Annotated in this window: 10 protein-coding genes; 2 read left to right on the top strand and 8 right to left on the bottom strand. The window is 65.3% G+C overall.

Annotation, left to right across the window (positions count from 1 at the left end):
• Nucleotides 1-83: 83 nt before the first annotated feature.
• Nucleotides 84-2,222, top strand: coding sequence for an acetoacetate--CoA ligase (locus tag AC1DZE_RS18650; protein ID WP_477670366.1), 2,139 nt, complete (start codon nt 84-86; stop codon nt 2,220-2,222).
• A gap of 25 nt (nt 2,223-2,247) precedes the next feature.
• Here AC1DZE_RS18650 and AC1DZE_RS18645 read toward each other — a convergent pair whose 3' ends face one another.
• The 8 genes from AC1DZE_RS18645 to AC1DZE_RS18610 form a co-directional block, all read right to left on the bottom strand.
• A complete protein-coding gene (locus AC1DZE_RS18645; RefSeq protein ID WP_477670365.1) occupies nt 2,248-3,207 on the bottom strand; it encodes an alpha/beta hydrolase in 960 nt (319 codons plus the stop codon).
• Nucleotides 3,208-3,288: 81 nt separating this feature from the next.
• The gene (locus AC1DZE_RS18640) at nt 3,289-4,428 is read right to left on the bottom strand and encodes an ABC transporter substrate-binding protein (protein ID WP_477670364.1); all 1,140 of its coding nucleotides are present in this window, start codon (nt 4,426-4,428) and stop codon (nt 3,289-3,291) included.
• Nucleotides 4,425-6,839 carry an efflux RND transporter permease subunit gene (locus tag AC1DZE_RS18635; protein ID WP_477670363.1) on the bottom strand — a complete coding sequence of 805 codons (2,415 nt, stop codon included), beginning with the start codon at nt 6,837-6,839 and terminating at the stop codon, nt 4,425-4,427. The genes AC1DZE_RS18640 and AC1DZE_RS18635 overlap by 4 nt, the downstream gene beginning before the upstream one ends.
• A gap of 39 nt (nt 6,840-6,878) precedes the next feature.
• The gene (locus AC1DZE_RS18630) at nt 6,879-7,958 is read right to left on the bottom strand and encodes a WD40/YVTN/BNR-like repeat-containing protein (RefSeq protein ID WP_477671781.1); all 1,080 of its coding nucleotides are present in this window, start codon (nt 7,956-7,958) and stop codon (nt 6,879-6,881) included.
• Complete coding sequence (locus tag AC1DZE_RS18625) at nt 7,958-9,316, bottom strand: DUF1329 domain-containing protein (RefSeq protein ID WP_477671780.1); 1,359 nt, start codon at nt 9,314-9,316, stop codon at nt 7,958-7,960. The genes AC1DZE_RS18630 and AC1DZE_RS18625 overlap by 1 nt, the downstream gene beginning before the upstream one ends.
• A 23-nt stretch (nt 9,317-9,339) precedes the next feature.
• The gene (locus AC1DZE_RS18620) at nt 9,340-11,019 is read right to left on the bottom strand and encodes a DUF1302 domain-containing protein (RefSeq protein ID WP_477670360.1); all 1,680 of its coding nucleotides are present in this window, start codon (nt 11,017-11,019) and stop codon (nt 9,340-9,342) included.
• 85 nt (nt 11,020-11,104) lie between these two features.
• Entirely contained in the window at nt 11,105-11,872 is a 768-nt protein-coding gene (locus AC1DZE_RS18615) for a coniferyl-alcohol dehydrogenase (protein WP_477670359.1), read from the bottom strand.
• Nucleotides 11,873-11,953: 81 nt separating this feature from the next.
• Entirely contained in the window at nt 11,954-13,408 is a 1,455-nt protein-coding gene (locus tag AC1DZE_RS18610; RefSeq protein ID WP_477671779.1) for a benzaldehyde dehydrogenase, read from the bottom strand.
• Nucleotides 13,409-13,680: 272 nt separating this feature from the next.
• Here AC1DZE_RS18610 and AC1DZE_RS18605 point away from each other — a divergent pair, with 272 nt between their 5' ends.
• Nucleotides 13,681-15,483, top strand: a complete 1,803-nt coding sequence (locus AC1DZE_RS18605) for a sigma 54-interacting transcriptional regulator (protein WP_477671778.1) — start codon at nt 13,681-13,683, stop codon at nt 15,481-15,483.
• Nucleotide 15,484: the final 1 nt, after the last annotated feature.

The raw sequence follows: 15,484 nt of genomic DNA, 5'->3' as shown, positions 1-15,484 counted from the left end.
CGATTAAGCAGAGCCAATCAATATAAGTCATGCCGGGGATACCACCCGGTCGCATTCGCCGCTCTTGGTTTATGGTTGCGTTCATGTTCCAGATACGCAAGTACCAAAACTGGCTGCAGGCTACGCGCGGCCTGTCATTCGACAACTATGACGCGCTGTGGCGCTGGTCGGTCACCGACCTCGACGCCTTCTGGCAAAGCATCTGGGACTACTTCGAACTGCAGTCGCCCACTGCGCACACGGCCGTGCTGGGCCGGCGCAGCATGCCGGGAGCCGAGTGGTTTCCCGGTGCGCAGGGCAACTACGCGCAGCAGGTGTTCCGCCACACGGCCGCGGCCGACGCGGCGGGCGTGCCTGCCATCGTCAGCCACGGTGAAGGCAGCCTGGCGAACGGCGAAGCAGCGCGCGAACTGGGCTGGGCCGAGATGCGCCGGCAGTCGGCGTCGCTGGCCCTGCACCTGAAGGCGCAGGGCGTACAGCCCGGCGACCGCGTGGCCGCCTATCTGCCCAACACGCCCGAGACCATGGTCGCCTTCCTCGCGACGGTCAGCATAGGCGCCGTGTGGAGTGTGTGCGCGCCCGACATGGGCACGCCCGCTGTGCTGGACCGTTTTCGCCAGATTGAGCCCAAGGTGCTGATCGCCTGCAACGGCGTGCACTACGGCGGCAAGGACATCGACCGCCGCAGCGTGGTGGCCGAGCTGGCCGCCGCGCTGCCAAGCGCCACGCACGTGATCCTTCACGAGGTGCTGCCCGGCAATTCAAATGCTATTGATTTGATAGCTGATTGCGCACACCTGCAAAGCGCCACAGCCCGAAACGATGCACAAACAGCGGCCTTCGAGCCACTCTGGCTGCCGTTTGACCATCCATTGTGGATCGTCTATTCCAGCGGCACCACCGGCCTGCCCAAACCCATCGTCCACGGCCATGGTGGCGTGGCCTTGGTGGGGCTGGCGCTGCTGCGCCTGCACAACGACCTGGCACCCAGTTATGCCGACCCGGCCAATCCGGAACGCTTTCACTGGTACAGCTCCACCGGCTGGATCATGTGGAACGTGCAGGCCGCCAGCCTGCTCAACGGTACCACCTGCTGCATCTACGACGGCAACCCGGCGGGCACGAACAAGGACAAGCCCGACTGGACCACACTGTGGCGCTTTGTCGCCAACACGCGTGCTACTTTCTTTGGTGCGGGTGCGGCCTTCTTTGCCAACTGCATGAAGGCGGGGATTGACATTGCGCAGTGTGGTGACCTGGGCCGGCTTCGTACGCTGGGCACAACTGGATCACCGCTCAGCGAAGACACGCAGCGATGGGGTACCGCGCAGTTCGCAAAGCTACGTGATCGGGAAAACCGGACACGCCTGGCCGCCGGGCCGCCCCAAGGCCAGGCAGCCCCAATTTCAGGGGAAAGGGGCAGCGTAACGCCGGAGGTACACGAAGTGAAAAGCGTGGGGGCACCAATCTGGTGGTGCAATATCTCCGGCGGGACTGATTTCGCCGGTGCGTTTATAGGCGGCAACCGCGAACTGCCCGTGGTTCCCGGCGAAATGCAATGCCGCATCCTCGGCTGCGCGGTCGAGGCCTGGAACGACAAGGGCGAGTCCGTTGTCGATGAAGTCGGTGAGCTGGTCTGCACGCAGCCGCTGCCGTCCATGCCGCTGTACTTCGTTGGCGACAAGGACAACCAACGCTACCTCGCGAGCTACTTCGACACCTACCCCGGCGTGTGGCGGCATGGCGACTGGCTCAAGGTTACGCCCTCGGGCAGCTGCATCATCTATGGCCGCAGCGATGCCACTATCAACCGCCACGGCCTGCGCATGGGCACCAGCGAGCTCTACAGCGCGATTGAGGCGCTGCCCGAAGTGCTGGACTCCATGGTGGTCGACCTCGAATACCTGAGTCGCGAAAGCTATATGCCGCTCTTTGTGGTGCTGCGGCCTGGCCATGTGCTTGACGAAGCGATGAAGGTGCGCCTGAACCAGGCCGTCAAGACGGCGTTGTCGCCGCGCTTTGTGCCCAATGAGATTTTTGTCGTGCCTGAAATCCCACGCACGCTATCCGGCAAGAAGCAGGAGCTGCCGATCAAGAAACTGCTGCTGGGCCAGCCGTTGGAGAAAGTCGTCAACAAAGACGCCATGGCCAACCCGGGCAGCCTGGACTGGTATGTGGCCTTCGCGCAAAGCCGGCGGGTGGAGACAGACCGCCCCGCGTGACGTCATGATGCCGGCCGCAAGCCGGTCAGGTCTGTTCGCGCAACCACCGCGCCAGGTCCGTCACGACCCGCAGGCCGATGGGCGACACCGCCGTGAAATGTATACAGGCATGAATGGCACTGGGGTAGTGGCGGTGCGTCACCTCTACCCCGGCAGAGTCCATGCGCCGGGCGAGGGCGTGGCCCTCGTCGCGCAGCGGGTCGTGGCCCATGGTGGCGACCCATGTGGCGGGAAGGTTCGCCAGGCCCCCTGAGTCCAGCAAAGCAAAGTCAGGATGCTTGTCCGCATCGGTCTGCTTGCCGAGATAGCTGGCCATAAACCACTGCATCACGCCCATGCTGAGAAATTTGCCTTCGTTCTCCGGGTAGGAGGCGCTGGGCTGGCTGGGGTGCTGTGCCACCGGATAGATCAGGCCGAGCGCGCGAACGGCTTTTGCGTTCACGCGCCGTGATGCCACCAGTGCCAGCTGCGCGCCGGCGCTGTCGCCGGCCACCGCGATACGGTTTGCGTCGCCGCCCAACGCAGAGGCATTTGCGAGTACCCAGCGCAAGGCGGCCTCGACGTCGTCCGGTGCGGCGGGGAAGGGGTGCTCCGGCGCCAGCCGGTAGTCCACCGCCACGACCAGCATGCCGCTGTGGTGGCACAGCGTGCGGCAAACCTTGTCGTGGGTCTCCAGATCGCCGATCACAAAACCACCGCCATGCGCATACAGCAGCACGGGCCAGGGGCCTGCAGCTTCGGGCCGGTATACACGAAGGCGCAGCGGACCGCTGGGGCCGGGGAAGCTGGTGTCGTTCACTTCCCCGATGGCTGGGGCCGGCAAGCCCAAGGTGCCGGCCAGCTCGCGGTAAACCTGCCGCGCGATGGCGGGGGGCAGGCTTTCCAGGGGCGGGTTGCCCTGCGCGGCCGCCTGCGCCAGAAAGCCGGCCAAGGCGGGGTCCAGCGGAGCCGTCTCGAGCACGGTGGGGATGGTAGATATGGTCATTGCAGTCCTTGGCAGTTCACAGTTGCAGTACAAGGGTCAGCGCGGAACCGGCTTTGCCGGGCCGCAGGCGCCTAGGGGGTGTCACCGAATTAGTTTTCCATCGCGCGCCCGCATGCCGATCTCGACATGGTCCGAAGCGTGGTGCCGCTCCCGACCGAACGAGAGCCTGAAGCCGCCCAGGTCCAGTGCTCCAAGGCTTTCAATCGCCTCGCCGAGGCGCTGGCTGTCGGTGCGCGGGCCGGCACGGCGCAAGGCTTCCGTGCAGACACGCAGGTTCAGGTAGGACTCCAGGCCTTCGAAGGTCATAGCCTCGGGGCCGATGAAATCGTCTGCATCGCGCTCGAGCTCACGCACGATGGGCAGGCGGGCCACCTCGGGATTCGGCACCACGCTGGTGTAGCCCACCAGCCGGTTGCGAAACAGCCGTGTCAGCTGCGTCAGCCCCGCCGTCGACAAAGTGGCGATGGTGGACGGCACACTGTCATAGGCTGCGGCCGGAAGCCGCCCCAGCGCATCCAGCACCTCGTTGCCCAGGTTGAGTACCAGGGCCTGCGGCGCGGCCTTGGCCACGTCGCGGAATGCCGCTTCGATGGACGACAGCCGCGCGTCGGCGGTGATGCGTGTGACCTGCCGGCCGTCGCGTTGCAAGGCTGCCACCAGCGCCTCGGTGCGCGCCGGTTCGGAACCGTCGGCCAGCACCGCCACCCGGGTGACGCCGATGGATGCCAGCTGGCGCGCCAGTGCATCGGCCTCTCGCGCATCATCCGGCCGCAGGCTGAAAACATGGCGGACATCGGGAGAACGCAAAGCCGACGCGCCCGACATCGGGCCGACCAGCGGCACGCGAAGTTCACGCGTGGCCTGGGCGGCCTCAAGGCAGGCCCGTTCACCGAGGCAATTGGCGATGAGCACTGCCTTGTGCTGGCCCACCAGGATGCGCAGGTTGGCCGCCACGCGCCGTGGGTCGCCGCCGTCATCCAGCGTCACCAGCTCGATGCGGCGCCCGGCGATTCCGCCTGACACGTTGACGCGCTCCACATGCGCGCGGGCGCCGGCCAGCACACGGTTGGCGACCGGAAAGCCCGCGCCGGTGAGCGGCAGAGACTGGCCGACGACCAGGGCGTCGGGCGCGGCATGGCTTGCCGCGGCCGCGCCCAGCAGCATCGCCGTGGCAAGAAGCCTGCGCGTGCGGCGGGTCAGTGTGTCGCCACGCCGGCTCATACCGGCACTCGTACATTGACCGGCGTGGGCAGGGCCACTGCCGGCCGCAGCAGGAAGTAGCCAAGCGCGGGCAGCAGGACCAGCGCCCCCACCATGTTCCAGACAAACATGAAGGCCAGCAAAATGCCCATGTCGGCCTGGAACTTGATCGGTGAAAAAGCCCAGGTGCCGATGGCCAGCGCCAGCGTGATGCCGGTGAGCAGAACCACGCGGCCGGTGAACTGCAGCGCATGGTGGTAGGCCTCGGACAGGCTGGCACCTTCGCGCATGCGGGCCAGCGTGATGCTGAGCACATAGAGGGCATAGTCCACGCCGATGCCCACGCCAAGCGCAATCACCGGCAGCGTGGCGACCTTGACCCCCATGCCCAGGCCCACCATCAGAGCCTCGCACAGGATCGAGGTCAACACCAGCGGCAGCACCGCCACCACCACTGCGCGCCAGGAGCGGAAGGTGATCCAGCACAAAATCACCACCGCTGCATACACCCACAGCAGCATCTCGCGCATGGCCTTGCCCACCACGATATTGGTCGCCGCATCAATGCCGGCGCTGCCCGCGGCCAGCTTGAAGGTGACGTCCTGCGTGTTGTTGACCGCAGCGAAGCGGTCCACATCTGCCACCACGCGTGCCAGGGTTTCGGCTTTGTGGTCCTTCAGGTAGACGTACAGCGCGAGGAAAGAGCAGCTCTGGTTGAAAAGCTCGCGGGGTGCGCGCGTCTGCACGCCGCCCAAAGCGCCTTCGTTGGGGAGCAGCTCAAACCACTTGAAGTTGCCTTCGTTGTAGCCCACCATGGCCAGCTTGGACAGCGCGGCCATCGAGTTGGTGGATTCCACACCCGGCACTTGCTCAAGCTGCCAGGCCAGGGCGTCCACCTTGGCCAGCGTGCCATAGGCCGTGCATTTATCCGCGGGCGTGGTCACCATCACGGTCAGGATGTCGGCACTCGCTGCGTAGTGGGCAATCTGGTAGGCGTTGTCCTGGTTGTAGCGTGAACTGGGCCGTAGTTCGGATGCGCCGGGGTCGAGGTCGCCGATTTTCAAATGCAGGCTGATGGCATAGCCGCCTGCGGCCATGAGCGCCGCAACGACCACTGCTGCCGTGGCCCAGCGCTTTTGCGTGAAGTGATCCAGCAAGGCCCACAGCCATGAACGTTGTGCCCCTTGCGATGCTTCCTGGCGCAGGCTGCGTGCCGCCGCCGTGGGGGCCACGCCCACGTAAGACAACAGGATGGGCAGCAGCACGAGGTTGGTGAAGATGAGAACCGCCACGCCGATGCTGGCAATCAGGGCCAGGTCCTGGATAACCTTGATCTGGATGATGACCAGCACTGCGAAGCCCACGGCATCGCAGAGCAGCGCGGTCAGGCCCGCGACGAACAGGCGCCGAAAGGTGTAGCGCGCTGCGACCACCCGGTGTGTGCCGCGGCCGATGTCCTGCATGATGCCGTTCATCTTTTGCGCGCCGTGGCTCATGCCGATGGCGAACACCAGGAAGGGCACCAGAACTGAATAAGGGTCGAGCTCATAACCCAGCAATGCCAGCAGGCCGAACTGCCAGACTACCGCCACCACCGAACACGCCACCACAAGCGCTGTGCTGCGGGCGCAGCGGGTGTAGGCAAACAGCACCGCGGTGGTGATGGCGAGAGCCAGCAGGAAGAACAGCAGCACCTGATGCAGGCCCTCGATCAGATCACCAGCCACCTTGGCGAAGCCGGTCACACGAATCTGCAGCGCATCGTTGCCGTGCTTGGCGCGCAGGACTTCGATCTGGCGTGACAAATCGCCATAGTCCAGCGCCTTACCGGTTTCCGGATTACGGTCCAGCAAGGGAACAAACACGATGCTGGACTTGAAGTCGCCCGCCACCAGCTGGCCGATTTCGCCCGAGCGCTCGACGTTGGCGCGCAGCCCGGCAAGGCTGGCGGGTGAGCCGTCGTAGGCATCAGGGATCACTGGCCCGCCGTCCAGGCCTTCCTCGGTCACGGCCACCCAGCGGGTGTTGGAGGTCCACAGCGACTTCATGAAGGGCCGGTCCACACCGGGCAGCAGAAAGATTTCGTCGTTGATCTTCTGCAGCGCATCGAGGTAGGCCTTGTCGAAGATCGTGCCCTGCCGGGCCTCCACCACCAGCCGCAAGGCATTGGCCTGGCCGCCGAGGTCGGCCTTGTGGGCCAGGTAGTTGACGATGTAGGGGTGGCCCGTCGGGATGGTTTTTTCAAAACTGGCGTTGAGCTGCAGCTTGGTGGCCTGCCAGCCCAGCACGAGGGTCAGCAGCAGGCACACCGCCATGACCCAGAGCCGGTGATTGAAAAAAGCGCGCTCAAGCAGCGTGCCCGAACGCGTGTCAAAGTCTTCAAGCCGTGCGACGACGGGCTGGAGATCGGAAGAGGAGGAATCGGCGTGCATAAAGTTTCGCCATTGGCGGCGCATGTCTCTTCGTTGTTTTCAATTTGCCGGCAGTGCGGGCAAGTGCCGCATGCCACGCAGGCTTGCCAGCACCAGGCTGCCGTCGGCCGCCAGGGCAACGCCGGAAACCGGGACCGGCTCGCGTGCCGGGATGCGCCGCAGGCCGGGCCCGCCTGCGGTGCCCATCAGGGCGTCACCCGCCTGGCTCATCAGAACAAAACCGCCGTCCGGCAAAGCCATGCCGGCTCCCACCGCCATGGGCACGCCGGTGTCGAGCTTGTCCCAGTGCACGCCCTCGTCTGTCGAGCGGTAGGCCGAGCCGCGCAGGCCGTAGGCCACCAGCGCGCCGCCTCGGGTGCGCAGCAGGCCGAAAAAGCTGCCCTTGTACGGTGACTGCAACGCGGTAAAGCTGGCCCCGCCGTCACTTGAGCGCAGCAGCAAGCCCTGCTCACCGGCGATCACCAGCGTGCGGCCGTGGGCGCGCACGCCGTACAGATGAAGGGCTTTCGGGTTGGGCAGCCGTAGTCCCCATGCGGCCCACGTCTTGCCGCCGTCTTCGGTGGCAAACATCAGGCTGTAAGCACCGACGGCAAAGCCGCGCCGGGCATCCACGAATTCCAGGTCAAAGAACGGTTTGTCCGCACCTTCTTCCACCAGGCGCTCCGCCTGTGCCATGGCCTGGCTGTCGCCGCTGCGCTGCGCTACCTGCTTCACCAGCTCGGCCGCCTGCATGCCGTCAAGCTGTTTTTCCCAGGTGGCTCCGCCGTCAACGCTGCGCAAAATCACGCCCAGATGTCCTGCGGCCCAGCCGGTGCGTTCATCGGCGAAACACACGGCCGTCAAGGTGGCTTGCACAGGCACCTGCGCCTGTCGCCAGGTGGCGCCATGGTCATCCGACAGCAACACCGTGCCACGCTCTCCCACCGCCACGAGCCGGGTGCCGGCCCGTGTCACGGCCAATGTGGCCGCGCCTGACGCCTTGGGCGTGACCAGCGCCGGCTGTGACAATACGGCGGGCCCGTTGGCAGCCCATGCGGGGAGTGCAGCGGAGGCCACCCAGCCGAGCAGCCCCATCAGGGCTGTCCGCCGCGCAACGCGAGGCTGGGCACTTCCGGTCATCAGCGAGCGCCTTCGCTGGCGAGCGATTCAGCGCTGAAGAAGGAGCGCGGGATCGGCGGCTGCACTTCATACTGTTTGGGCAGCTCGTTGGAGGCCATGTTCAGGTAGTAGGCGCCGGTCTGCATGTCATAGCCGCCCCACAGCACGACGTTGGTCACGGCGGGGACGTCCGGTGCCGTCAGCATCAGTGCGTAGTTGGTGCGCCAGAGCTGACCTTTGGCGTCCCAGCCGTCGAACAGTGCGATCTGCCAGGAGTCTTCGTCGATGTAGTACTTGCGTTTGGGCACCACATGGCGCTTGCCGGCAGCCAGTGTGGCCTCGACTTCCCACACGCGGTGCAACTCCCAGCGCACCTGGGTCGGGTTCAGCGTGTTGGGCGTCACCAGGTCTTCGATCTTGGCGGAAGCTGCGCGGTTGTTGTTATAGGGGATGTAGATTTCCTTCTTGCCCAGCAGCTTGAATTCGTGTTTGTCGATCGGGCCAAACAGCGTGAAGGCCTCGTCGAACAGACCGATGCCGGAGGTCACCGAGTCGGGTGTGTCATACGCCACGGAAGGCGCTTTGCGCACGCGGCGCTGGCCCACCAGGTACTGCCACAGGCCGCGCGGCGCGGCATCCGAAACACCGTCGAGCGCCAGGATGGCTTCGCCCGCTTTGGAGCCCGGTGCGTTGACCACCAGCTTGCCGTACTGGTAGTAGCCGTCGAACTTTTCGGCGCTCCCGTCCTTGTCGTAGAAGGCCTGGCGTATGGTTTGCGTGCCGCCGGAGGCCATGGTGCGCTTGCCATCGGACGTCACCACCCACACGCGCATCGGCATGGAAAAGTTGCCGCCGCGCCAGGCTGTGCGCTGGTTCCACATGGCTTCATAGCCGTCTTTGGGAATCGGAAATGGTGTACCGCCAAAAGCACCTTCCATGCCGTAGCCGCCTTCAATGGTCTTGGCCCGGGTGGCGTTCCTGAAGGTGTTGTCGTACACCGACTGCGGCGCCGCCGCGGTGCGGTGCGTGGGGTAGACGTCGATGCGGAAGTCGGGGTACTTCTTCATCAGCGCCTGCACGCCGTCGGTCAGCTTGTCGGCGTGCTGCGCCATGTTTTTGGCGTTGATCGACAGGATGGGTTTTTCGTTGGGATACAGGTCGGGCCGGGCATCGCCGTTCTTGTAGCCCGGGGTGGCCTTGGCGAGGCCCCCTTCCCACGGCGGAATGGTGCCTTCCTTGTTGCCGGCTTTTTCGGCGCCCATCGGGGTCAGCGAGGATCTGAGTTTGGCGGCCTCTTCGGCGGTGACGGCGGCCTGGGCGGACATGGCGCCGGCCAGCAGGGCGGCCACGAGCAATGAGTGTTTTGCGGTCTGCATCATGATGGTTGTCTCTGTAATGTTTTTCAGAAAGTGCGGGAAGCGGTGAAGGAAACGAAGTTGCGGTCTTTCAGGGTCTGTCCGTAGGACAGCATGCGGGTGGGGGTGCTGGGGTCCGTGACGGTCAGGGTGTTTTCCTTGCCGACGAAGGCGGTGTAGTTCAAGGCGAAATTCCAGACGTTCTGGTATTTGCCCTTGATGCCTATGCTCACGTCGCCCGCCTTGCTGGCCCCGCCGGCAAAGTTGATAACGGCTGCGGAACGGCCGCCGAAGTTGTAGCCCAGACCCAGCGGGAATGACAGGTCCAGGCCGGGCAAAACCTGGAAGTACTGCGGCTCAAAGATCATGCGGAACGCCGCGGCGTTCCGCGTTGCGTTGGGATCCAGCCCGCCAAAGCCGACGGCGCTGGGGTTTTTGGTCACGCTCATGAGCCGGTTCCAGGCCAGTTCGGCCACCAGGGCGCCGCCGTCCCACAGGCTGGACTTGTTGAGCACGTAAATGCCCGACAGATTCAGGTGCGCCGTCTTGCCGGTTGCATAGCACGGGTTGGAGGGAGAGCCGTCGCAGTTGGCCGGTGGCATGAAGGGTGCACCGCCCAGCACGGCGGGGTCGCTGGCCAGTGGCGCGTCGGTGCGCACCGAGCCCTCCAGTGCCCAGTTGAGCTGTCCTATCGATGACGTGACGCTGGCACCAAAAGTCTTGATGCCCTTGGCATAGACGTTGTGCACATTGCCGTTGATCAGGTCAAACACCGGAACAGCCGGGGTCTTGTCGTTGTAGCGTGCCGCGTACACGCCGAACTCATAGTTGCCTCCGGCCGGCGCCCAACGCAACTGGGCACCGAACTGGCCGCTGTCGCCCGGCTTCTGGTCGCGGCTGGTGTCGGTGGGCAGCACCGGCCCGCCGAGGTAGACCCGGCCGCCGCCTATGTAGTCCTGGTTGGAGAAATAACTGCCGACGCCGGGGATTTTGCTGGGCCGCCACTTGAGCTGGTAGTAGCCGCCCAGTGTCACGCCCTCGGCCACCTGCAGCGTGCCGGAGATCTGCTCCACCGGCAGCAGCACTTCCTTGAACTGCCAGTTCGGCACCGAGACGATTTTGGCGATGTCCACCGGGCCCTGCGCGTTGGCGATGCCGTTCTGGCCGAAGAACACACTCTCCCCGTACTGCAGCGCGTGCTTGCCGACGCGTATCGAGGCCGGCATGCTGCCGATGGATCCCTTGCCCCAGACAAAGGCGTCGAGGAATTCGTCACCGCGGCCGTGCTGGTCCCGCGTTGCCGGGACGAACTGGTTGGCGGCCTGGCCGGCGAAGTTGCTGACGCCTGCCGTGCCGTCATTGGCATTGGCGCGCAGGTACTGCGAGTCGTACCAGGCGGAGTGGCTGATGCGCAGGCCCCAGTTGCTGCGGCTGTAGTCAAATTCGGTCAACAGGTCGGCGCGGTTGGAGATCAGGCCCTTCTTGAAGTTGAGGTCGCCATCGTTTTCATTGGTCACACCGCCATCGCCGCGGGCGGCCGGCGAGGTGAGCAGTGCGGACGGGTCCTTCAGCCGCCAGGCCAGGCTGTACTTGGGTGTGAAGTCCAGCCGGATTTTGGTGTCGGGGTCGCCGTTGTCCAGTTCCAGGGCGTGAGCCGGCAGTGCGCAAGCCAGGCCGCAGGCCAAGGCCAGCGTGGCTGGCCTGAAGGGTGTGAATACCTTGTTCATCGAATGTCTCCTCGTTATGTCGTCGTTGTTACGTGAATGGGGGATGGGTGCCCTCGCACCCGCGGCGTGTCAGCGTTAGATATAGTTAGATATAGGTGGAGGCCAGGCCGCCGTCGACAGGAATGTTGGCGCCGCTGACCCAGCGCGCGGCGTCGCCGCACAGCCATGCGATGACGGGTGCGATTTCGTCGGCAAAGCCGGGGCGCAGCATGCGGTGGGCATCGGCCTGAACGCGCTCCTGGCCCAGCATCGCCACGAAGTCGCCCAGGATGGGCGTGAACACCGGGCCGGGCGCCACGCAGTTCATGCGCACACCTTTGCCCAGGAACCACTCCTGCGACTGCGTGGCGTTCCAGACGATCAAGGCTTCCTTGAAGTACTGGTAGCAGGTGGCTTGCGGCACAGGGTGGCTGCGCAGCCAGGCGGCACCGGCCTCGAAACCCTTCGCTGCCGCCAGCTCTTTGTGCAGGGCCAGCCGCTGCGGCCATTCGGCGCCCAGGATGGACGCCACGTTGACGATGCTGCCGCCGCGCGGCATGCGCGCCAGCACCTTTTCCGTCAGATGCCGCAGGCCCAGGTAATTCACGCGGGCCACCAGCTCGCCGTCTGCCGTGCCGGGTACGCCGGCGATGTTGCACAGCGCGTCAACCTGCGCCGGCAACTGGGCCACGGCGGCATCGATGGCCGCGGCGGTGCCGAGGTCGGCCTTGATGAAGCCGTCCAGCGTCAGGCTGGGATCGTTGCGGTCCATGCCGATGACCGTGGCGCCCTGAAAGCGCGCCAGCCTGGCCACCTCGGCGCCTATGCCGGACGAGGTGCCGGTGATGACAATGGTTTTGCCTTGCAGGCTCATAAAGCCTCCCGGGTGTGCGGATTCATGAAGGTCTCCTTGATGTGGTGAGCCAAAAAAATCGAAAAAGCTGAAGCGGTCCGTTCAGAACGGGAACATGGGCGCGGTGTCCTTGACGGTCATCCATTGCCATTGCGTGTATTCCTCCCAGTCGGACGGGCCGCCCACGCTGGTGCCGTTGCCCGCGATGCCAGGGCCGCCGAAGGGGTTGACGCAGTCGTCGTTGACGGTCTGGTCGTTGATGTGAACCATGCCGGCCTTGAGCTGCTGCCCCACCGCCATGGCGCGGCCCACCGAGCGCGAAATCACGGCGCAGGCCAGGCTGCCGGTGTTGTTGTTGGCCAGCGCGACCGCTTCCTCGTCGTTGCCGAAAGTGACGATGTTGGCCACCGGGCCGAAGGTCTCTTCATCGAACACGCGCATGCCGGGCTTGACGCCGGACAGCACCGTCGGCTTGTAGAACAGGCCGTCGTAGCTTCCGCCGGCTTCCAGCTTGGCGCCGGCCTTGATGCTGTCCTGCACGATGGCATGCACGCGATCACGCTGGCGCGCATCGATCAGCGGCCCGAGCGCGACCTGGCCGGTGGCACCGTCGCCGACCGGCAGGTGCGTGGCCTTGGCGACCAGGCGCTGCAGCAGCGGGGCCGCGATGCTCTGGTGAACGAGGATGCGGTTGGCGGCCATGCAGATCTGGCCCTGGTGCAGGTAGGCGGCCCAGGCGGCGTTGCTCGCGGCAATGTCCAGGTCGGCATCGTCCAGGATGATCAGCGAGTTCGCGCCGCCGAGTTCCAGCGACACCTTCTTGAGGTGCTTGCCCGCGAGCTCGCCGATGCGCCTGCCCACCGCGGGCGAGCCGGTGAAGGCGATCATCGGCACCAGCGGGTCGGTGACCAAGGCTTCGCCGGCTTCGGCGTCGCCGGGCAACACATGCAGCAAATCCTTGGGCAGGCCCGCCTCCGCAAAAATGCGTGCGATCATGAGGCCTCCGGTCACCGGCGTGCGGGTGTCGGGCTTGATCACCACCGCATTGCCCGCGGCCAGCGCCGGCGCCACCGCGCGCAGCGTCAGGATCAGTGGAAAGTTGAAGGGCGAGATGACACCCACCACGCCGTGCGGCACGCGGCGGGCGATGCTGGTGCGCCCCGGCACGCTGGGCAGCACATGGCCCTGGGGCTGCAGCGGCATGGCGGCGGCCAGGTGGCAGATGGTGATGGCTTCGCGTATCTCATGCTGCCCCTTGGGCAATATGCCGCCGGTCTCCCGCGTGGCATACAGCGCGAGTTCGTCGAAGTGCTGCTGGAACAGCGCGCCGGCGCGGCGGAAGACGTCGGCCCTCTCGCGCGGGGGCAGGGCGGCCCAGGGCTTTTGTGCATTGGCCGCCGCCCGCGTGGCCGCGGCCACATCCGCCGCGTTGGCGATGCCCACCGTGCACATCACATTGCCGGTCGCGGGCTCGACAACGTCGCGCTTCCCGCCGCCCAGCGGCGCTTGCGCCAGCGCGGAGAAATCCAGAAATGCCATCGCGTCGGATACACCCATTTGCTTTTGTCCTTACGGTTGTTTGATCAGCTCGCCACATCGGCGCGTCGTGCTTCTGTATCGCAATGCATGTACCAGCGCCGCGTGCCAGGGCCCGCTTGCTGCGCTGCACCCAAAGCTTTTTCACTGGGAGAACGGGGACATACCCTAGGTATGTTTGCTGCGGTGCAGCACATGGAAACCACCCATGTTTTCTTCATCAAATAGTTATAAAGTTGAATCAAATTTCACCAATTGATCAAATCAAATCAATCAAATCGAGGAGCAAAGCCATGCGCGCATCCGATCGCATTTCCCTGGCCGAGGTGGCTCGGGCCACCGGGGTCGCGCTGGGCAGCTTCGACAGCGCGTCGGTGGCCAAGGCCATGGGCGGGTTTGCCAGCACGCACATCGGCGGCGACACGCACCCGACGATCGCGGACATCAGCGAATGCCTGTTCTTCTCACCGGGTGACGGGCGCATCTGGCTGCAGGACCAGCGCATGGTGTTGCTGCACACCGAGGCACTCGGTTCCATGCGCCGCGAAATGATCGACAGCCTGGGCATCGAAAAAGCCCGCGGCCTGTTCACCCGCGCCGGTTATGTCAGCGGCGCCCGTGATGCCCAGCTGGTGCGCAAGCACTGGCCCGACGCCGACCCGCCGGCTGCCGCCATGGCCGGCACGCGCCTGCATGCGCTCGAGGGCGTGGTGAAGGTCGAACTGGTCAGCGTGACCTACGACCCGGACACCAGCGGCTATGAAGGCGAATTCATCTGGCACAACTCCAGCGAGGACGATGAACACATTGCCGCCTACGGCATAGGTGGCTCCCCGGCCTGCTGGATGCAGGTGGGCTACGCCACGGGCTACGTCAGCACGCTGTTCGGCCGCCTCATCGTTTTCCGGGAAACCATGTGCCGGTCCATGGGCCAGGCGCAATGCCGGGTGGTCGGCAAGTCCGCCGACAAATGGGACAACATTGAAGAGGACATGCGCTACCTGAATGCCCGGGAGTTTGTCGACACCGCGGCCTACGCGCGCAGCGAATCGGTCCCGGCCGACCTTGCGACCAGCGACGTGCCGGCCGGCGACGCGATGGTGGGCGCCTCATCCGCCTTCAACGCGGCCTGCCATCAATTGAGCCGGGTGGCGCGCACGACCGCCACCGTGCTGTTCACGGGCGAGTCGGGCGTGGGCAAAGAAAAGTTTGCCAGCATGCTGCACAGGATCAGCCCGCGCAAAGACCAGCCGTTTATCGCGGTGAACTGCGCGGCCATCCCGGAAACCCTGATCGAGTCCGAGTTGTTCGGCGTGGAGCGCGGCGCCTACACCGGGGCCAGCCATTCGCGGCCAGGCCGCTTTGAGCGGGCCAGCGGCGGTACCCTGTTCCTGGACGAAATCGGCATGCTGAGTTTTGTGGCCCAGGGCAAGCTGCTGCGCGCCCTGCAGGAGGGCGAGGTCGAGCGTGTGGGCGGCACGCGCGGCATTGCGGTTGACGTGCGTGTGGTGGCCGCCACCAATGAGGACTTGCGCCAGGCCGTGCGCGAAGGCCGGTTCCGCGAAGACCTGTTTTTCCGGCTCAATGTGTTTCCCATTCACCTGCCGCCGCTGCGCGAGCGACGCGACGACATTCCCCTGCTGATGAACCACTTCCTCAACCACTACCGGCGCAAGCACGGCTGCAACACCGGCGGCTTCACGCAGGCCTCGGTGCGCACGCTGCTGAACTACGACTTTCCCGGCAACATCCGCGAACTGCAAAACCTGATCGAGCGCGCCGTGATCATGGCCGATGCCGACGGCTTGATCGACGTGCACCACCTGTTCACCGGCGGCGAGACCTTGAGCACCGAGGTCATGACCTTGCGGATGCAGGGCAGCTCAGGCACCTTGAACTTCGACGGGGCGCCGGCTGGTGCGCATTCCATGCCGGCTGGCACCGCCGCTTCGCAGCAGTCCCTGGAGCAAACCGAGCGCGACATGCTGGAACGCGCCATCTCCGCCTGCCAGGGGAATCTCTCGGCAGCGGCGCGGCGGCTCAACACCACGCGGGCGAAGCTGGCTTACCGCGCCAGAAAACACAGCCTGATTTGAA

This window comes from Polaromonas sp. P1_F1 (genome assembly GCF_056405795.1).
The sequence above is the reverse complement of the archived record's forward strand: the minus strand, read 5'-3'. Positions and strand labels throughout refer to the sequence as shown.